The sequence below is a fragment of the Micromonospora sp. ATCC 39149 genome (assembly GCF_000158815.1).
Taxonomy (GTDB): Bacteria; Actinomycetota; Actinomycetes; order Mycobacteriales; family Micromonosporaceae; genus Micromonospora.
Map to the genome: position 1 here is coordinate 3,977,677 of NZ_GG657738.1, position 18,864 is coordinate 3,996,540.

Annotated in this window: 16 protein-coding genes and 1 pseudogene; 10 read left to right on the forward strand and 7 right to left on the reverse strand. The window is 73.1% G+C overall.

Features of this window, described 5'->3' with window-relative positions; genetic code table 11:
* Positions 1–1,440: MFS transporter (locus MCAG_RS17045; protein WP_036373837.1), on the reverse strand; the 1,440-nt coding region annotated here is incomplete at its 3' end.
* 88 nt (positions 1,441–1,528) lie between these two features.
* Here MCAG_RS17045 and MCAG_RS17050 point away from each other — a divergent pair.
* Complete coding sequence (locus MCAG_RS17050; RefSeq protein WP_007074227.1) at positions 1,529–2,368, forward strand: DUF3027 domain-containing protein; 840 nt, start codon at positions 1,529–1,531, stop codon at positions 2,366–2,368.
* 10 nt (positions 2,369–2,378) lie between these two features.
* On the opposite strand, the gene MCAG_RS17055 is transcribed toward MCAG_RS17050, so the two are convergent.
* Positions 2,379–2,657, reverse strand: a complete 279-nt coding sequence (locus MCAG_RS17055) for a DUF2530 domain-containing protein (protein WP_036373840.1) — start codon at positions 2,655–2,657, stop codon at positions 2,379–2,381.
* A 90-nt stretch (positions 2,658–2,747) separates the two neighbouring features.
* Here MCAG_RS17055 and MCAG_RS17060 point away from each other — a divergent pair, with 90 nt between their 5' ends.
* The 5 genes from MCAG_RS17060 (at position 2,748) to thpR (ending at position 7,512) form a co-directional block, all read left to right on the forward strand.
* On the forward strand, positions 2,748–4,226 hold the full coding sequence (locus tag MCAG_RS17060; RefSeq protein WP_007074229.1) for an NCS2 family permease: 1,479 nt from the start codon (positions 2,748–2,750) through the stop codon (positions 4,224–4,226).
* A 124-nt stretch (positions 4,227–4,350) separates the two neighbouring features.
* Complete coding sequence (locus MCAG_RS17065; protein WP_198141576.1) at positions 4,351–4,800, forward strand: MarR family winged helix-turn-helix transcriptional regulator; 450 nt, start codon at positions 4,351–4,353, stop codon at positions 4,798–4,800.
* Positions 4,801–4,887: 87 nt separating this feature from the next.
* Positions 4,888–6,162, forward strand: a complete 1,275-nt coding sequence (locus MCAG_RS17070) for an MFS transporter (protein ID WP_007074231.1) — start codon at positions 4,888–4,890, stop codon at positions 6,160–6,162.
* A 170-nt stretch (positions 6,163–6,332) separates the two neighbouring features.
* Positions 6,333–6,842: a hypothetical protein gene (locus tag MCAG_RS17075; RefSeq protein ID WP_007074232.1), complete on the forward strand. Its 510-nt coding sequence runs from the start codon at positions 6,333–6,335 to the stop codon at positions 6,840–6,842.
* A gap of 91 nt (positions 6,843–6,933) precedes the next feature.
* On the forward strand, positions 6,934–7,512 hold the full coding sequence (gene thpR / locus MCAG_RS17080) for an RNA 2',3'-cyclic phosphodiesterase (RefSeq protein ID WP_036377325.1): 579 nt from the start codon (positions 6,934–6,936) through the stop codon (positions 7,510–7,512).
* A 531-nt stretch (positions 7,513–8,043) separates the two neighbouring features.
* Here the strand turns inward: thpR and MCAG_RS17085 are convergent.
* The 5 genes and pseudogenes from MCAG_RS17085 to MCAG_RS17105 all read right to left on the reverse strand — a co-directional run bounded on the left by MCAG_RS17085 (position 8,044) and on the right by MCAG_RS17105 (position 14,927).
* A complete protein-coding gene (locus tag MCAG_RS17085; RefSeq protein WP_007074234.1) occupies positions 8,044–9,777 on the reverse strand; it encodes a cellulose-binding domain-containing protein in 1,734 nt (577 codons plus the stop codon).
* Between the two features lie 368 nt (positions 9,778–10,145).
* A pseudogene (locus tag MCAG_RS17090) lies at positions 10,146–10,873 on the reverse strand (aldo/keto reductase); the annotation flags it as partial.
* A gap of 92 nt (positions 10,874–10,965) precedes the next feature.
* On the reverse strand, positions 10,966–12,048 hold the full coding sequence (gene sepH / locus MCAG_RS17095; RefSeq protein WP_007074236.1) for a septation protein SepH: 1,083 nt from the start codon (positions 12,046–12,048) through the stop codon (positions 10,966–10,968).
* 185 nt (positions 12,049–12,233) lie between these two features.
* The gene (gene serC / locus MCAG_RS17100) at positions 12,234–13,361 is read right to left on the reverse strand and encodes a phosphoserine transaminase (protein WP_007074237.1); all 1,128 of its coding nucleotides are present in this window, start codon (positions 13,359–13,361) and stop codon (positions 12,234–12,236) included.
* A gap of 459 nt (positions 13,362–13,820) precedes the next feature.
* Positions 13,821–14,927, reverse strand: coding sequence for a citrate synthase 2 (locus tag MCAG_RS17105; protein WP_007074238.1), 1,107 nt, complete (start codon positions 14,925–14,927; stop codon positions 13,821–13,823).
* Between the two features lie 282 nt (positions 14,928–15,209).
* Here MCAG_RS17105 and pdxH point away from each other — a divergent pair, with 282 nt between their 5' ends.
* From pdxH to MCAG_RS17125, 4 genes are all read left to right on the forward strand, one after another.
* Positions 15,210–15,860 (forward strand): pyridoxamine 5'-phosphate oxidase, encoded by a 651-nt coding sequence (pdxH, locus tag MCAG_RS17110; protein ID WP_050778197.1) that lies wholly within the window; start codon positions 15,210–15,212, stop codon positions 15,858–15,860.
* On the forward strand, positions 15,833–17,164 hold the full coding sequence (locus MCAG_RS17115; RefSeq protein ID WP_369751325.1) for an MFS transporter: 1,332 nt from the start codon (positions 15,833–15,835) through the stop codon (positions 17,162–17,164). The genes pdxH and MCAG_RS17115 overlap by 28 nt, the downstream gene beginning before the upstream one ends.
* Before the next feature lie 74 nt (positions 17,165–17,238).
* The gene (locus MCAG_RS17120) at positions 17,239–18,171 is read left to right on the forward strand and encodes an aldose 1-epimerase family protein (protein ID WP_007074241.1); all 933 of its coding nucleotides are present in this window, start codon (positions 17,239–17,241) and stop codon (positions 18,169–18,171) included.
* A gap of 16 nt (positions 18,172–18,187) precedes the next feature.
* Positions 18,188–18,790, forward strand: coding sequence for a nitroreductase family protein (locus tag MCAG_RS17125; protein ID WP_007074242.1), 603 nt, complete (start codon positions 18,188–18,190; stop codon positions 18,788–18,790).
* Positions 18,791–18,864 lie beyond the last annotated feature (74 nt).

Consider the following 18,864-nt stretch of genomic DNA (forward strand, 5'->3'; position numbering starts at 1 on the left):
CGGGTCCTCGGCCGGCTCCTCCACCGGCTCCTCGGTCAGCTCGTCGTCGCCGAGTGGGTGGCCGACCAGGCGCTGGTCGCGCAGCTTGCCGGCGGCGTACGCGCCCCGGGCGGCGGCGAGCATGCCGACCCCGGCGGCCACGGCGATGCCCAGCCGGCCCTCGAAGGGGACCAGGCCGAGGGCGCCGCCGGCCACGAAGGCCAGCATCAGCGCCGTCTCCGAGTGGGCGAACGAGCTGGCCCGCAGCCGTTCCGGGATGCGTTCCTGGATGGAGGCGTCGACCGCGAGCTTCGCCACGCCGCTGGACAGGGCGGTGACCAGGCAGAGCAGGGCCACCATCGGCAGCGAGAACTGGATCGTGGCCAGGACGGCCGTGCCCGCCACGATGATCGTGCTGCTGGACTGGATCGCGGCGGGGCGGTGGATGCGCAGCCGGGTGCCGACCGCGGTGGCCAGGAAGCCGCCCACCGCCAGCGCCCCGCCGACCAGCCCGAGCGCCATCTCGGCGCTCAGGTCGCGCCCGAAGAACTCGGTGGTCAGGTCGCCCTTCTTGAGCGCGAACGCGAGGAAGAGCAGCAGGAAGCCGAAAACTGCGCGGAGCAGCGCCGCGCCGAGCAGGCTGGCGATGACGAGGCGACCGGCCGGGCGTCCGCGCCCGAGCGGGCGGTCCCCAGCGGCCCGCCGGCCCAGCGCCCGCAGCGGGCGGGGGACCCGCTCGGGCGGCTCCGAATCGGCCCGGGGCGGCAGCCGCAGCGCGATGACCATGCCGACCAGGAAGATCACCGAGGCGACCCGGAGCGGCCACTGGGGGCCGAACCAGAACGCGGCCAGCCCGATCGGGGCGACGAGCCCACCGGCCAGCGTGCCGTAGACGCTGGCCCGCGCGCCGATCTGGGACAGCCCGACGCCCTCGGGCAGCAGCCGGGGCACGGCCGCCGAGCGGGCCACCCCGTACGCCCGGGAGAGCGCGAGCACCCCGAAGGCGGCCGGGTAGAGGCCGAAGCCGTGCATGTAGTCGGAGATCAGCCAGGCCAGGAAGGCGCGGCCGAGCATGGTGGCGGCGAGCGCGTACCGCCGGCCGTGCCGGAAGTGGTCGAGCAGCGGGCCGACCACCGGCGCGAGCATCGCGAACGGCACCATCGTGACCAGCAGGTAGAGCGCGACCTTGCTGCGTGCCTCGCCGAGCGGGACGTTGAAGAAGATCGTCCCGGCCAGGCCGATCGCGATCAGCGTGTCCCCCGCGCAGGAGAGGGCGTGCAGGTCGAACAGGCGCACCATGCCGATCTCGCCGCCCGCGCCCCGGGCCCGGGCCGAGCCGGCCCGGCGGGTCATCCAGCGCCCGCCACGCGCGGAGCCGCGCAGCAGGAGGCGGACGGCGCGGATGCCGGTGCCGACGGTCCGCCCCAGCACGGACCGCTCGGAGCGGGAGAACAACGGCATGTGCACCATCCTCGCCCATGCACCCCACCCCCGCGCCAGGGCCGCCGCAGAAACGACCCCCGGGAGTGCCTGTCGGTCTTTGTCGCCCATGGGGAACAATGGTTGCGTGACCAGGCCCGCCTCCGCTCGTGCCGCCCGCCTCGACCAGGTCTGCGCCGCCGCCGTCGAGGCGGCCCGCGACGCCATCACCGAGGTGGAGCCGTCCGACATCGGTGACCACCTCCAGGTCGTCGCCGAGGGTGACCGGGTCGTCACCCACTACTTCGACTGCCGGCTGTCCGGTTACCGGGGCTGGCGGTGGGCGGTCACCGTGACCCGGGTGCCGCGCAGCCGCAAGGTCACCGTCTGCGAGACGGTCCTGCTGCCGGGCCCGGACGCGTTGCTCGCGCCGGGCTGGCTGCCCTGGCAGGAGCGGCTCCAGCCGGGTGACCTCGGCCCCGGCGACCTGCTGCCCACCCCACCGGACGACGAGCGCCTCGCTCCGGGGTACGTCCTGTCCGACGACCCCGCCGTCGAGGAGACCGCCTGGGAGTTGGGCCTCGGCCGGCCGCGGGTGCTGTCCCGGGAGGGGCGCAGCGAGGCCGCGCAGCGCTGGTACGACGGCGACCACGGCCCGTCCGCGCCGATCTCCATGGCCGCCCCGGCCGCCGCCCGCTGCGGCACGTGCGGCTTCTACCTGCCGCTGGCCGGCGCGCTGCGGCAGTCCTTCGGCGCGTGCGGCAACTTCTACGCCCCGGACGACGGCCGGGTGGTCAGCGCCGACCACGGCTGCGGTGCGCACTCGGAGACGCTGATCGAGACGCCCGAAAGCCCGGTCGACGAGCTGCCCACGGTGTACGACGACAGCGCCGTCGAGGCGGTGTCGGTGAGCCGCGCGCCGGGCTCGGTGGAGGCGGCGGAGCCGGGCGAGCCGTACGGCCACCCCTGAGCGGGCGGGGTCAGTGGCCGGTGTCGGCCGGTTGACCGGCGCGTGCGGCAGCACGGCGGCGACGCCGCTTGGCGTCGTGGCGCATCATCACGGCAAGGCCGGGAAAGCCCCAGAGGAAACCGGCTAGGCAGGTCCAGAGCCAGTTCTGGTGCCCGTGCTCGGTGAGCCAGCCCCGGAAGAAGATCAGCAGCACCAGGCCGGCGACCGCCCAGGCGACCAGCCCGGCGACCACGAATGGCACCATCGGCGGGTCGAGCGGCTCAGGCCGCGGCGGTTGCTCCTGTCGCACGGGGGCAAGCGTACGCGACCAACCTTCCCAGCTGGCCGTGTGATCTGCGACGATGCGCGGACCAGACGGATGATCACCTGCGAGGACCTGATGGCCATTGCGCCGCCGGACAACGGCACTCCACCCGATCCCGCTCACCCCCGCAATGCCTTCGACCGCTTCTTCGAGATCACCGCCCGAGGTTCGACTCCGGGTCGGGAGGTCCGGGGCGGCCTGGCGACCTTCTTCACGATGGCGTACATCGTGGTGCTCAACCCGCTGATCATCGGCAGCGCTGCCGACGGTGACGGAAAGAAGTTGGCCATTCCGGCGCTGGCCGCCGCGACGGCGCTGGTCGCCGGCCTGATGACCATCCTGATGGGGGTGGTCGGCCGGTTCCCGATGGCGCTGGCCGCCGGGCTGGGCGTGAACGCGCTGGTGGCGTACGAGATCGCCCCGCAGATGACCTGGGCCGACGCGATGGGCCTGGTGGTGATCGAGGGTGTGCTCATCGCGATCCTGGTGCTCACCGGCCTGCGTACGGCGGTGTTCCGCTCGGTACCCACGCAGCTCAAGACCGCGATCGGCGTCGGCATCGGCCTGTTCCTGACGATCATCGGCCTGGTCGACGCCGGCTTCGTCCGGCGGGTCCCGGACGCGGCCAACACCACCGTCCCGGTGGGGCTGGGCATCGGCGGCAAGATCGTGAGCTGGCCGATGCTGGTCTTCGTGGTGGGCCTGCTGGTCACGATCGTGCTGGTGGTGCGCCGGGTGCGGGGCGCGATCCTGATCGGCATCCTCGCCTCGACCGTGCTGGCGATCGTCGTGGAGGCCGTGGCGAACGTCGGCCCGTCCTTCGTCGACGGCAAGCCCAACCCCAAGGGCTGGTCGCTGAACGTGCCGGAGTTGCCGAAGACGGTCGTGGACGTGCCCGACCTGTCGCTGCTGGGCAACTTCAACGTGCTGGACTCGTGGACCCGGGTCGGCTGGCTGGTCCCGCTGATGTTCGTCTTCACGCTGCTGATCACGGACTTCTTCGACACGATGGGCACGATGGTCGCGATCGGCCAGGAGGGGGACATGCTCGACGAGCGGGGCACCCCGCCGCGGGCCAAGGAGATTTTGCTGGTCGACTCGATCGCCGCGGCGGCGGGTGGCGCGGCGAGCGTCTCCAGCAACACGTCGTACATCGAGAGCGCCGCCGGTGTCGCGGAGGGTGCCCGCACCGGCGTGGCCAACCTGGTCACCGGCGCGTTGTTCCTGCTGGCGATGTTCCTCGCGCCGCTGGCGGTGGTGGTGCCGTTCGAGGCGGCGTCGACGGCGCTGGTGGTGGTCGGCTTCCTGATGATGACCGCGGTGCGCACGATCGACTGGACCGACTACGAGATCGCGATCCCGGCGTTCCTGACGATCACCCTGATGCCGTTCACGTACTCGATCTCCAACGGCATCGGCGCGGGCGTCATCACGTACGTGATGATCAAGCTGGCGAAGGGGAAGGCCCGGGAGGTCCACCCCCTGCTGTACGCGGTGGCGGTGCTGTTCGCCCTGTACTTCCTACGCGGGCCGATCGAGTCCGCCGTACTCTGACGCCCCACACGCGTCCCGGGTCGGGGTGCCGAATCGGGTACCCCGACCCGGGAGGGGCAAACTCCCTGGTGAGCATGGTCATATCGGCTGTCGTTAGCCAGGCTCATTAGTTAGGCTAACTATCGTGACGGAGCGGACGGTGACGGCGAACAGCGTGCCACCGGCGCAGCTGGCTCCCCAGTTGCGTGATGCGATCACCCGGCTCAACCGACGGGTCCGCCAGGCCCGACCGGTCGGCGACCTGACGGTCACCCAGCTCTCCGCGCTCACCAGCCTCGTGCTGGCGGGCGCGCTGACGCCCCGGGAACTGGCCGACGTCGAACGGGTGCAACCGCCGACGATGACCAAGATCGTCGCGAAGTTGGAGGACCGCGGCCTCGTGGGCCGCACCCCCCACCCGACCGACGGCCGGCAGGTCATCCTCTCGGCGACCGAGGGCGGCCGGGCCGTGCTCGACCAGTTCGAGCGGGCCCGCAACGAGTGGCTGGCCCGCCGGCTAACCGAGCTGCCCGAGTCCGACCGGGAGACCCTGCAACGGGCCGCCGAGATCCTTCAGCAGCTCGCCCGCGCCTGACCGCGCCCGCGCCCACCGGGGTGCCGCCGCCTGGCCCGCGCCGTCCGCCGTCGATGAGGCGTACGACCGCGAGGAGGCGCACCCAGGGTGCAGGCGAAGCTGAGCACGATGTTCCAGTCACTACAGGTCCGTAACTACCGGCTATTCGCATCCGGGCAGCTGATCAAGCTGATCGGCGTCTGGATGATGTTCATCGCCCAGGACTGGCTCGTCCTTGAGCTCTCCGACGACTCCGCCACCGCCCTCGGCGTGGTCACCGCCCTCCAGTTCACCCCGGTGCTGCTGCTCACCCTGCTCTCCGGGCGGCTCGCCGACCGGTACGACAAGCGCCTGCTGCTCTTCGTCGCCAACGCGTTCTGGACGGTGCTGTCGTTCGGGATGAGCCTGCTGGTGCTCACCGGCCTCGTCCAGCTCTGGCACGTCTTCGTCTTCGCCGTCCTGCTCGGCGTCGCCAACGCGGTGGAGACGCCCGTCCGGCAGGCGTTCGTCTCCGAACTCGTCGGTACGTCGCTGCTGCCCAACGCGCTGTCGCTCAACGCGGCCGTGTTCAACTCGGCCCGCATCGTCGGCCCCGCCGTCGCCGGCCTGGCCATCGCCGCCGTCGACGTCGGACCGGTCTTCCTGTTCAGCGCGCTCAGCTCGCTGGGCCCGCTGGCCACCGTGGTCCGGATGCGCCCCGCCGAGCTGCACCGCAAGGATCTCCTCCCGGTCGCCGAGCGGGACTCCGCCCGGGTCGTCGACGGCCTGCGGTACGTCGCCCGCCGCTCCGACCTGCTGCTGCCGATGGTGGTGATGTCGGTGATCGGGATGAGCCTGTTCAACTTCCAGCTCACCCTCGCCGCCCTGGCCAAGACCGTGTTCAACACCGGCGCCGCCTCGTTCGGCCTGTTCAGCACCGCCCTGGCCGTCGGCGCGCTCGCCGGGGCGCTCGCCGGCACCGGGCGGCGCAGCCGTCCCTCGGTGTGGGTGGTGCTCGGCGCGGCGATCGGGTGCGCCGTCTTCGGCACCCTGGTCGGGCTCGCCCCGGCGTACTGGATGGTGGTGGCGCTGCTGCTGCCCGCCGGGTTCTTCATGGTCTTCTTCGCCCAGGCGGCCAACCAGCGGGTGCAGCTCGGCACCGACGCCGCGTTCCGGGGCCGGGTCATGGCGCTGTGGGTGCTGGTGTTTCTCGGCACCAACCCGGTGGGCGCCCCGGTGATCGGCTGGGTCGCCGAGACGTACGGCGCGGGGGCGAGCATCTGGATCGGCGGGCTGATCTCGCTGGCCACGGCCCTGCTGGCGCTCACCTGGCAGCTTCGCCGCTCGGGTGCCCGGCTGCGCCTGCGGATGCTCCCGTCCCCCCGCTTCTACGTCGCCGAGTAGCGCAAGGAGGGGCCCCCTGTTAACGCATTCTGTATGGCAGGGGCCCCTTCTTAACCCCGCTGGGTGGCTCGCGGCCTGCCCGGCGGCTCCTGCGGGGCGGCGCGAAATCGAACAGAATGAATGTCAACAAACCGGTGGCGGTGAGGCTCGCGGGGACATAGCGTCGATACGTGGAGGTAGGCCGAGCGATGCTTCTTGCCCTGGCGGTCGTCGCTGTCGCGAGTCTCCCGGTCGCCTTCGCGCTGGTGTTCTGCGCCGACGAGATCATCGACCGGGTCGCCTGCGGCTATGCCGAGTGGCGCGAACGACGCCGAGAACGCCGCACCATCGCCCGGCTGGACCGGGCCGTCGACGCCGATGGGCTGACCCGGGGCATCGACCTCACCGAGTTCGACCGGGAGGAGCGCCGGTCCCTCCAACAGATCGCCGCCGACCTGCACCGGTTCGCCGAGCATCGGGTCAACCCGGGCGGCCGGGCCGTGATCTGGCACGCCGCCGTCGTCGACGCGTACGACGAGCACCTGCGGGCCGCCTGCCGCTGCCTCGGGCTCACCGAGCACCTGGGCGAGCTGGAGGGCGTCGACCGGCAGATCGAGCGGGTCAGGGTCGAGGGGATGCTGCACGCCGCCGGGCTCACCCTGCCGGCCGCCCGCCCCCGGCACCGCCAGCGGCACCGCTGACCGGCCGGGCCCACCGTTGACCGGGGCCACCGCACCTGACCCGCCGGGGGCATCGGCGACCGGAACCGCCGCACCCGGCGCGAGCGCCGGCCTGCGGCTCTTCGTCGCCGTCCACCCGCCGCCCGAGGCCGTCGCCGACCTGAGCGCCCGGGTGGCCCGGCTCCGGGTCGCCCGCGCGGCGGCGGCCGGCACCGACACCCGGCTCACCGACCCGGCGCAGGCGCACCTCACCGTCGCCTTCCTCGGTACGGTCGACACGGGCCGCCTCGTGAAGGTCGAGAGCGCCCTCGGCCTCGCCGCCGAGACGTTCCGCGGGGGCCGGTCGGCGCAGCCCGTGCTGCGGCTCGGCGGCGGGGGGAGCTTCGGCCAGGGCCGGTCCACGGTCCTCTGGGTCGACGTGCGCGGGGAGGTCGAGGCGCTGCGGGTCCTGGGCCGGCTGGTCCGGTCCGGGCTGCGCCGGGGGCGGCTGCCGTGCGACGAAAGGCCCTTCACCCCGCACCTCACCGTCGCCCGCCCCGGCGACCGGATCGACCCCGCCGACGTGGCCGCCGACCGGGAGGCGTTGCACGGCTACCTGGGGCCGCCGTGGCCGGCCACCGAGTTGGTGCTGGTCCGCAGCCGCCAGGGCCCCCGGCCGGCGTACGACCGGGTGGCCGCCTGGCCCCTCTAGGCTAGGTGTCGTCGACGGCTGAGTGCGCGACAGTGACCGTGACGACGCCGTTGGCCGTCCCATGAAGCGCCGACGCCATGGCGATCTCATGGGCCTTCTGGAGCAGGGGTGCCCTGAAGGGGAAGCCTCGCCGAACCGATTCGCTCTCCACGGTGGGGTGGCCCACCTTCGATGCGAGGGGGATGTCCCGGCTGTGACGTAGCCGCTTCCGCCTGGCCTGCGACAGCGCCGGTCCGGTCCGGTCACAGTGGCCCTGTGGTCAGCGAATCGAGTTGTCGAATCGGTTCGTCAAACGCTTGTCTTCAGCACGCCGCGGGAGCCTGTCGAGTCACCGGCTGGCCGACGCCATGCCGGTCGGCGGTCGTGCGGCGGTCTCCAGGGCGCGTGGGTCGGTGGCCGTGGTGTCGGGGGGCCGGTGTGGTGCGGGCGCGGCGCTGATGCCGAGGGCACAGCAGGGAGTTGCCTCTCACGATGCCGGCACGGGTGAAGCGCCGTGGGCTGCCGGCCGACGCCGGCAGCCCACGGCGGGGCTCAACTCACGGAACAGGTCAGCGTCGGGGTGGTGCCGGCTCCGCCAGCCACGAGCATCCCGAAGGTGGTGCTGGCTCCCGGTGCGAGACTCCCGTTGTACGAGACGTTGGTGACCGTGGCGGTCCCGCCGCTGGTCGTCAGCGAACCGTTCCACACCTGGTCGATGGTCTGTCCGGACCCGATTGCCCAGCTCACCCGCCAGCCCTTGGTGACCGTCGAACCGCTGTTGGACACCGCCACCTCGGCCTGGAAGCCGCCGGGCCAGCTGTTGATCACCTGGTAGGAGGCGCCGCACCCCGAGCCGCCCGGGTCGGGGGTGGTCGTCGAGGGCGACGGTGTCGGGGACGACGGTGAAAGCGTCGGCGTCGGCGTCGTTGTCGGCGACGGCGGCAGAACGGTGATGGTGTACGCGTCGTTGATGTCGTTGTTGGCGATGTTCACGACGGTGCCGGTGCCGTTGAGGGTCACCACCTGGTCCTGGACGGTGGTGGGGCCGGTGACCGCGCCGCCGTTGTTGTAGGGAATGCGCTGCACCAGGATGCGCGCCCGGTTGTCGCTCACGATGCCGCTGGTGCTGTTCAGCCCCTGCAGGTTGACGGCGATGTTGCCGGTGGTCCGGCCGCCGCCGACCAGGACCTTGGCGTTGCCGGCGTCCTTGGTGGCGTACGCGTCGTACCCGGGGGACGCCGTGGTGGCGACGGCGATGCCGGTCTGCTGGGCGTAGAAGCGGTAGACCCACCACTCGCCCTTGGGCTGGTATTGGCCGGCCGAGTTGTGGGTGAGCAGGTTGCCCAGGTCGTTGTGCAGGTTGCCGCCGCTGGCCCAGTTGGCGCGCAACCCGTCGGCACCGGCCCGTTCCAGCCGGGTGATGTACCAGGCGCCGTCGCCGGGGTTCTGCTCGTTCGAGGCCCCGTACTCGTTGATCTGGTAGGGCCGGGGGTGCGGAATGCCCCGCGAGTCGAGCGTCGTGTTCGCCGCGGCGACGTTGGCCACCGGGTCGCCGGGCAGGGAGTGCCAGCTCACGATGTCTGGCACCGCGTTGTTGGCCTTGACGTAGTCGAGGTACTGGTTCCACCAGCCGCCGGAGGTGGTGGGTACGCCGGCCAGGCTCGGACCGACGATCAGGGTGCCCGGCATGTCCGCCCGGAGGCGCTGATAGGTCCGCCGCCAGAGCTCGAAGTACTGGGCCTGGGGGCGATTCCAGAACAGGGTGAGGTTTGGTTCGTTCCAGATGTCCCATTCGACCGGGACGCCGGTGGCCTTCACATCGTTGATCACCCGGGTGAGGAAGTTGTTGTAGTCGGTCCAGTTGCCGTTGTCGCCGGGGAAGCGGGAGATGGGGGCACCGTCGGCGCCCCAAAGGTCGTGGGCGAGCAGGACGAACTTGCCGCCGAGCGCCTTGGTGCGCAGCATCTGGGCGCGGGTGGCGTTCCATCGCCGGTCGTATCCGCCGCCGACCCAGCCGCCGCCCGGCAGTTGGGCGCCCCCGGCCCGCATGGCCTGGTATTTGATGTCGGTGAAGAAGTGGTCGGGCGGTGCGGTGCCGTTCTCGGTCATGCCGTAGATCCACCCGGATGCCCGGTAGGTCGGCGCAGTGGTGGTGGCGGCGAAGTTCACGCTGAGGCTCTGGTTGTCGGCATGGGCCACGGTGGGTGCGACCAGCAGGCCGGCGGCGGCCAGCGCGCCGGCGAGGAGGTAGCCGGCACGAAGGCGTGGCCGGGACAGAAAACTCACGGGCTCTCCAGGGACGGTAGGGGTGGGGTGTGGGCGGCCCGGGGGCGTCGCCGTCAGGGCGAGGCCGGTGCCGTGGCGCAGCGAGATGGACGAGCGGGCGCAGCGGGTGGCGGCGATCTCGGCCCGGGGCCCGGCGTGGTGCGGTCCGGTTTCTGGGTCGACACTGCTTCGAATCGATTCGAAAGTACGGTAGACACCGATTCTCGTCGATGTCAACGTCGCGTTGTCCGAGTGGGCGTCGTGTTCTGGGCGCAGCGAAGGTCGCCGGGCCCGTGCTGGTGGGCGAGGTGGCCTTCCGCTGAACCCGGCCCGCCTGCCCCGGCCCCCACCCCGCTGGCGGGGCGGGGACCGGGAACGTCAGCCCGGGGTCACCAAGCCCATGCCTCCGGGCCGGGGCCGCCCTTGCCCACCGGCGGAAGCGCCACGTCCGCCGGGTCGTGACCGAGGTCGGCGCAGAACTTCTCGTACGCCTCGATGGTGGGCCGGTGCGCGGCCAGGCTTTCGGCGGCGTGGCCAGAGGTGCTGCGGGCGGCCCCGCCCTCGGCCATCTTGCGCAGCACCCCGGAGAACAGGCCGCCGTGCAGGGGTGACCAGGGGATGATGCCGAGGCCGTAGTGCTGGGCGGCAGGTATCACCTCTATCACCTCCAACTCGACGTGCCGGGTCAACAGGTTGTAGATCGACTGCTCGGAGACGAGGCCGAGGAAGTTGCGCCGCTGCGCCGCCGCCTGCGCCTGCCCGATGTGCCAACCGGCGAAGTTGGACGATCCAACGTAGACGACCTTGCCCTGGGCGACCAGGGTCTCCATCGCCTGCCAGATCTCCTCCCACGGGGTGGCCCGGGAGACGTGGTGCATCTGGTACAGGTCGATGACGTCGGTCTGGAGCCGGCGCAGCGAGTCCTCGCAGGCCCGGACGATGTGCCGGGCGGACAGGCCCTGCTCGTTGGGCCAGTCGCCCATCTTGCCGTAGACCTTGGTGGCCAGCACCACCTTGTCCCGCCGCCCTGGGCGAACCAGCGGCCGATGATCTGCTCGGTGATCCCCTCGCCGGTCTGCGAGCCGTACACGTTGGTGGTGTCGAAGAAGTTGATGCCATGCTCGATCCCACCCTGCCACGGGGCGGCGTAGGGCGCCTCGCCGTCGCCGGGCAGCGCGCGGGGTGCGCCGCCCGGCAACGGGGGGTGGATCAGGAGGACTCGCGGGCCGCCGGGCCGCTGCCGAACAGCACGTCGTCCCAGCTCGGCAGGCGCTTGCGCGGCTTACCGGAGGCGTCGGTGGACTCGCCGCCGGAGGCTGCCGCAGCGCCCGTGCGGCGGGGCCGGAGCACCGCCAGCGACGGCACAGCCGGGACCTCCTTCGGCGCGTCCGAGTCGTCGTCGAACGCGGAGCCCTGGCCGCCGCCGAGCAGGGCCGCCGCCCCGCCGCCGACCGGCCGCTGCCGGGGCGCGTCCGACCCGGCCAGCGCGGCCGGGGTACGCGGCTCAAGGCCCCGCCCGGACGTCGAGCCGAGCGGCCGGTCCAGCGAGGCGAGCAGGGCGTCGCGCCCGGCGCGGATCGGGTCCCGACCCGGGCGGCTGTGCTCGCCGGCCGCCGCCGGCACCCCGTGCCCGCCCCGGCCCGGCTCGGCGCGCGACGGGCCGGGCAGCGCGTGGCCGCCCCGCTCCGGGGCCGGCTCCTGGCCGAGAATCGGGGTGGGGCGCTCGGCGCAGAGGTATTGCGCCATGTCGTCGTGCGGGACGACGTGCTGCCGGGTCTTGTCCAGGTCCCACACCGCCTGCGCGGTGGCCTTGCCCGACGGCCAGGTGGCGATGATCCGCCAGGTGCCGTCGTCGCGGCGGTACGCGTCCCAGGAGATCTTCTCGGTGTCGATCCCGTGCTGGGCAAGCCGGCCGTTGACCACCTCGGCCAGTGAGGTCGGCTTCTCCGCGCCCTTGAGCCGGGTACGCCGGGCGTGCTGGGCGAGCATCGCCCGCTCCTGGAGCACCGGGCCCGCGTACCGCAGCACCCGGTCGACCGGGACGCCCGCGACGCGGGCCACGTCCTCGGCGGACTCGCCGGAGCGGATCTTGGCCTGGATGTCACGCGGGGACAGCGACGGCAGGGGGTCGGCGGCGTTCGGCACCACGGCGAGCGGGGGTGCGCCCGGCTCGTTGTGCAGGGCACCGGCGATGCGCTCGTCGATGGGCAGGGCGAGCAGCCGCCCGACCTCGTCGGCGAGCACCAGAGCCTGGCCGTCCTCCGAGAGGGCGACGAAGCGTACTGGGCGCATGAGCGTTGCCTCCGTCCCGCTTCGCTGGCCGCGCGCCACGGGTCGGCCACCCGGGCGTCCCGCACCACGGTACGCCCATCCGCAACCAGGTGGGGGACGCGACACCCGCATGTCGCGGATGAGCTGCGAAGATGATCACACTGGGTGGCTGCCGGCGCTGCGGCGGCCACCCAGTGTGACGATGCCTAGAGTCGCTCGACGACGTAGTCGATCGAGGCGGTCAGCGCCTCCACGTCGGCCGGCTCGACGGCCGGGTAGAGCGCGATCCGCAGCTGGTTGCGGCCCAGCTTCCGGTACGGCTCGGTGTCGACGATGCCGTTGGCGCGCAGCGCCTTGGCGATCGCCGCCGCGTCCACCCCGTCGGCGAAGTCGATGGTGGCGACCACGTTGGAGCGCAGCGCCGGGTCGGTGACGAACGGGGTCGCCACGGCGGAGCGCTCGGCCCAGCCGTACACGATGCCGGCGCTCTCGGCCGTGCGCTTGGCCGCCCAGGCCAGGCCGCCCTGCTCGTTCATCCAGTCGGTCTGCTCGGCGGCCAGGAAGATGGTGGCCAGCGCCGGGGTGTTGTACGTCTGCTCCAGCCGCGAGTTGTCGATCGCGGTGACCAGGTCGAGGAAGGCCGGGATGTACCGGCCCGACGCCTTGATCTCGGCGGCCCGCGCCAGGGCGGCCGGCGACATCAGGGCCAGCCAGAGGCCGCCGTCGGAGGCGAAGCACTTCTGCGGGGCGAAGTAGTAGACGTCGGTCTCGGCGACGTCCACCGCCAGGCCACCGGCCGCCGAGGTCGCGTCCACCAGCAGCAGCGCACCCTCGTCGGCCCCGGCGACCCGGTTGATCGGCACCGCGACGCCGGTGGAGGTCTCGTTCTGCGGCAGCCCGTACGCGTCGACGCCGGCCTCGGCGACCAGCGCCGGGGCGCTGCCCGGCTCCGACTTGCGCACCGTGGGTTCGCCGAGGAACGGCGCGTCCTTGACCGACTTGACGAACTTCGCGCCGAACTCGCCGAAGCTGGCGAACTGCGCCCGGTCCCGGATCAGGCCGAACGTCGCGACCTCCCAGAATGCGGTGGTGCCGCCGTTGCCGAGGATCACCTCGTACCCCTCGGGGAGGGAGTAGAACTCGGCGATGCCGCGCCGCAGCCGGGCGACCTGGTCCCGGACGGTCTTCTGCCGGTGCGAGGTGCCCAGGAAGCCGGTCGCCGCGTCGGCGAGGGCGGAGACGGCCGCCGGACGGACCTTGGACGGCCCGCAGCCGAACCGCCCGTCGGCGGGCTTGATGTCGTCGGGAATCCGGATGGTCGGTGCGTCAGCCACGGTTGTCGAGATCCTTCCGCGTGGGCGGGGCCCGGTCAGGTGGTGGGTGAGCGGGCGCGGAGGATGGACGCGTGCGTGGGCGCACGGGCGGCCGGATCCGAGCCCGGTCCGGCGGCACTGCCGAGCCCCCATCCTCGCACCCGGGCGGGCCCGGACACCCGGGGGTCCCGCCGTCGGAGCTGAGGCGTTTGACACATCCGCCCGGTTACGCCGCCACCTGACGCCCGGTCCCGCAGCGTCGCCCGCCTCCCGGTCGGGGACCTTCCGCACCCGGTCCCGTGGGCGTCGCCCGCCTCCCGGTCGGGGACCTTCCGCACCCGGGTACGCGGAGGGGCCCCGCCGAACCGGCGGGGCCCCTCCCGTCGCTGCGTCGACGGATCGGACGGGCGTCGCGCACCCAGGTGGTGGGTGTTAAGAGGGGGCCCCTGCTATGCCGAAAGCGTTAACAGGGTGCCCTTCCTACACGCCGTGCGGGATGGCGTCCCAGCCCTCCACCTGCTGCGGCTTGCGGCTGCCCGGGCCGACGTACCGCGCGGACGGGCGGACCAACCGCTGGAGCTTCACCTGCTCCAGGATGTGCGCACTCCAGCCGCCCATCCGGGCGCAGGTGAACATCGAGGTGAACATGTGCGCGGGCACCTCGGCGAAGTCCAGCACCACGGCCGACCAGAACTCGACGTTGGTGGCGAGCACCCGGTCCGGGCGGCGGGCCTGCAGCTCGGCCAGGGCCGCCTTCTCCAGCGCCTCGGCGATCTCGAAGCGCGGCGCGCCCAGTTCCTTGGCGGTGCGGCGCAGCACCCGGGCGCGCGGGTCCTCGGCCCGGTAGACCCGGTGACCGAAGCCCATCAGCCGCTCGCCCCGGTCCAGGACGCCCTTGACGTACCCCTCGGCGTCGCCGCTGCGCTCGACGGCCTCCAGCATGCTCAGCACCCGCGACGGCGCCCCGCCGTGTAGCGGGCCGGAGAGCGCGCCGATGCCGGAGGAGATGCAGGCCGCGGCGTCGGCGCCCGTGGAGGCGACGATCCGGGCGGTGAAGGTGGAGGCGTTCAGGCCATGCTCGGCGGCCGAGATGAAGTACGCGTCGACGGCCTTGACGTGGCGCGGGTCGGGCTCGCCTCGCCAGCGCTTCATGAAGCGCTCGACGATCGTCTCCGCCTTGTCGATCTCCTTCTGCGGCACGGCCGGCAGGCCCAGGCCGCGCGCGGACTGGGCGACGAAGGAGAGCGCGGTGACCGAGACCCGGGCGAGGTCCTCGCGGGCCTGCTCGTTGGAGATGTCGAGGAGTTGGCTGAGCCCCCAGTACGGGGCGAGCATCGCGACGGCGGACTGCACGTCGACCCGGATGTCGCCGGAGTGCACGGGCACCGGGAACGGCTCGGCCGGCGGCAGGCCGGGGCCGAAGCGGCCGTCGACCAGCAGCGCCCAGACGTTGCCGAAGGAAACCTGACCGATCAGATCCTCGATGTTCACGCCGCGGTAGCGCAGCGCGCCCCCCTCGCGGTCCGGTTCGGCGATCTCGGTTTCGAAGGCTACGACGCCCTCCAGGCCCGGTTTGAAGTCGGCCATGTCGCTCTCTCCTGGATCTGCTCGGTGCGCCCGCCTGGGCTCATCCGGCCGGCCGGCCGAGCGCCTTTAGGCGACCCTCAGGGATGTGTTCGTGACATCTTGCCTGCTGGGTAACCGAGTCCGCGACCCACTGCGACTGTGCTGCACACGACATCCTCGCCGGTGGACAAGCGTGTGAGCTCGGTGAGACTGGGCGGGAGGGGCTGGCCAGCGTCGCCGAGGGTAACGAGGCCACCGAGGGGGAGGTTAGCTGTGACGGGTGACACACCGGTTCCGGCCGGCATGCGTAACGAGTACGCCGCCGACCTGGGCCTTTCCGAGTCGGACCTGGCCGCCGACTGGCACGCCCAGTTCGGGCGCTGGTTCGCCGACGCCGTGGCGTCCGGCCTGCCCGAGCCGAACGCGATGGTGCTCGGCACCGCCGACGCCGCCGGCCGCCCCAGCGGCCGTACCGTCCTGCTCAAGGGGTACGACGCGCAGGGCTTCGTCCTGTTCACCAACCACGGCTCGCGCAAGGGCGTGGAGGCGCTGGCCAACCCGTACGCCAGCCTGGTCTTCCCCTGGTTTCCCATCCAGCGGCAGGTGGTGGTCGCCGGGCGGATCGAGCCCGTCGACCGGGCCGAGACGGAGGCGTACTTCGCCATCCGGCCGCGCGGCTCGCAACTCGGCGCCTGGGCCAGCGAGCAGTCGCGGGTGATCCCGGATCGGGCCGCGCTGGACGCCGGCTACCGGGCGGCGGCCGAGCGGTTCGCCGACGTGGACCCGGTGCCCGCGCCCTCGCACTGGGGCGGCCTGCGGGTCCGCCCGGAGACGGTGGAGTTCTGGCAGGGCAGGGCCAGCCGGCTGCACGACCGGCTGCGGTTCCGCCGCACCGCGCCCGTCCCCGGCCCGGCGGACGACGGCCGATGGGTCGTGGAGCGGCTCGCCCCGTGACCGCCGTCAAGGAGACCCGGGCGCGCGGGGCGCGCCGCTGGGCGATCGACCTGCGTCCGCTGCGGGTGCCCGTGTACCGGCGGCTCTGGCTCGGCAGCAGCGTCGCGATACTCGGCTTCCAGTTCACGGCGGTGGCCGTGCCGGTGGAGATGTTCGCGCTGACCCGGGACTCGTTCTGGGTCGGGCTCCTCGGCGTGGCCGCGTTCCTGCCGCTGCTGGTCTTCGGGCTGTGGGGCGGTGCGGTGGCGGACGCTCGGGACCGGCGCGCGGTGCTGCTGGCGAGCCAGCTCGTGCTCTGGATGTCGATGCTGGGGCTGCTCGTCCAGGCCGTGTTCCGGGTGGGCAGCCCGGTGCTGCTGCTGGCCCTGGTGGCGTTGCAGTCGGTCGGCTTCGCGATCAGCGGGGCGGCCTTCACCGCGAGCATCCCCCGGCTCGTCCCGGCCGAGCTGGTCCCGGCCGCGACCACGCTGAACTACACCACGCACACCGCCACGTCCGTGTTCGGGCCGCTGCTGGCCGGGCTGATCTTCGCGGCCTGGGAGACTGGCGTCGCGCTGCCGATCGCGTACGGCGTGGACACCGTCTTCTTCACGGCGGCGCTCTGGGCCACGCTCCGGATGCCGGCCCTGCCGCCGGAGCCGGACCCCGACGGCGACGGCTCGCCCCGCCGGGCCGGCCTGGCCAGCGTCGTCGACGGGCTGCGCTACCTGACCACCACGCCGGTGCTGCTGCTCTCCTTCGCCATCGACCTGATCGCGATGGTGCTGGCGATGCCCCGGGCCCTCTTCCCCGAGGTCGCCGAGGAGCGCTTCGGCGGCGGTGCGGCCATCGGCTGGCTCTACAGCGCGATCGCCATCGGGTCGATGCTCGGCGGGCTCACCTCGGGCTGGATCGGCCGGCTCCGCCGGCAGGGGCTGGCGCTGGTGTGCGCCGTGGTCGGCTGGGGGGTGGCCGTCGCCGCCGCCGGGCTGGCCCGCCAGTTGTGGCTGGTGGTCGGGCTGCTCGCCGTGGCCGGCGCAGCCGACCTGGTCAGCGCCGTGCTGCGGCAGACGATGCTGTTGGTGCACGCGCCGGACCGGATGCGGGGCCGGCTCCAGGGCGTGAACACGGTGGTGGTGGCGGGCGGGCCCCGCCTCGGCGACCTGCGGGCGGGCGCGATGGCCGCCGGCTTCGGCACCGGCGTCGCCTGGGTCGGCGGCGGCCTCGCCGCGGCGGTGCTCGCGGTGCTGCTGGTGGCAGTCTTCCCGGCCCTGGTGCGCTACCGGGCCGTCGCGTCCGGTGCGCCATCCGAGGCGCGGGGGTGACCGACAGCCGCGTGGTGCGGGGAGTGGCCGACCGCGCACCGCGTGCGCAGAAGTGACCGACTAAGGTCACCGGCATGCAGAAAGCCGCATCCCGCCCGCCATCAGGCGCACAGTGGACCATTTCCGCCGCCGGCCACGAGGCCGTCCTCGTCGAGGTGGGTGGCGGCCTGCGGACGTACCGGCACGACGGTGTCGACTACCTCGACGGGTACGCCGCCGACGAGCTCTGCCCCGGCGGGGCCGGGCAGGTGCTGGCCCCCTGGCCGAACCGGATCCGCGACGGCCAGTACGCGTTCGGCGACCGGTCGTTGCAGCTCACGCTGACCGAGCCGACCCGGGGCAACGCCCTCCACGGCCTGGTCAACTGGGTGCCGTGGCACCTGATCGAGCAGGCCGACGACGCCGTGACCCTCGGGTACGACCTGCCCCCGCAGCCCGGCTACCCCTGGGCGCTGCGGCTGCGCAACCGGTACGTGGTCGGCCCGGAGGGCCTGCGCGTCGAGCACGAGGCGACCAACGTCGGCGGGGAGCGCTGTCCGTTCGGGTACTCGATGCACCCGTACCTGCAACTGCCCGGCGTGGCGGTGGACGACCTCGCCCTGCGGGTGCCGGGGAAGCTGCGGGTGCAGGTGGACGGGCGGCTGCTGCCGGTCGGAGCGACCCCGGTCGCCGGCACCGAGTACGACTACACCAGTCCCCGGCGGATCGGCGACGCGGTGCTCGACACGGCGTTCGGCGACGTGGTCCGCGACGCCGACGGCGGCTCCTCGGTGACCCTGGCCGCCCCGGACGACGCGGCGGCCGTGACGGTCTGGGCGGACCGGGAGTTCGGCTGGTGGCAGGTCTACACCGGGGACACCCTCGGCGGGGAGCGGCACCGCCGCTCGGTGGCGATCGAGCCGATGACCTGCCCGCCGGACGCGTACCGCTCGGGCAAGGACGTGATCACGCTGGAGCCGGGCGACACCTGGCGGGGCACCTGGGGCATCCGGCCCGGGGCCCACTAGCGGCAAGGGGGGCGGCGTGGAGTTCGCCGAGGTGCTCCGGCGGCGGCGGATGGTGCGCAACTACGACCCGGATCGCCCCGTCCCGCCGGAGGTGGTGCGGCGGCTGCTCGACCACGCCGTCCGCGCCCCGTCCGCCGGGTTCGCCCAGGGCTGGGGATTCCTGGTGCTGGAGGAGCCGGCGGACCGGGAGCGGTTCTGGGCGGCGACCACCCCGGACGGCGGCGGTCGCGAGCGGTGGCTGGCCGGGATGCGACGGGCCCCGCTGATCGTCGTGCCGCACGCCAACCGCGCGGCGTACCTGGAGCGGTACGCCGAGCCGGACAAGGGCTGGACGGACCGCGCGAAGGAACGCTGGCCGGTGCCGTACTGGTACGTCGACACCGGCTTCGCCGCCCTGCTGATGCTGCTCACCGCCGTGGACGAGGGGCTGGGGGCGTGCTTTTTCGGCATCGCGGCGCAGCGCAGGCAGGCGTACCGGGAGGCGTTCGGGGTGCCGGCGGAGTACGACCCGGTCGGCGCGGTCACCGTGGGCTACCCGGCACCGGACCACCGGTCGTCGTCGCTGCGGCGGGGGCGTCGCCCGGTCGACGAGGTGGTCCGCTGGGGCCGCTGGAGCTGACGCCTGACGGCGTCGATCAATCGGCCGGTTCGCGTCGGCCCGGTCGGGGTGTCGACGGTCGCGAAAGCGACATG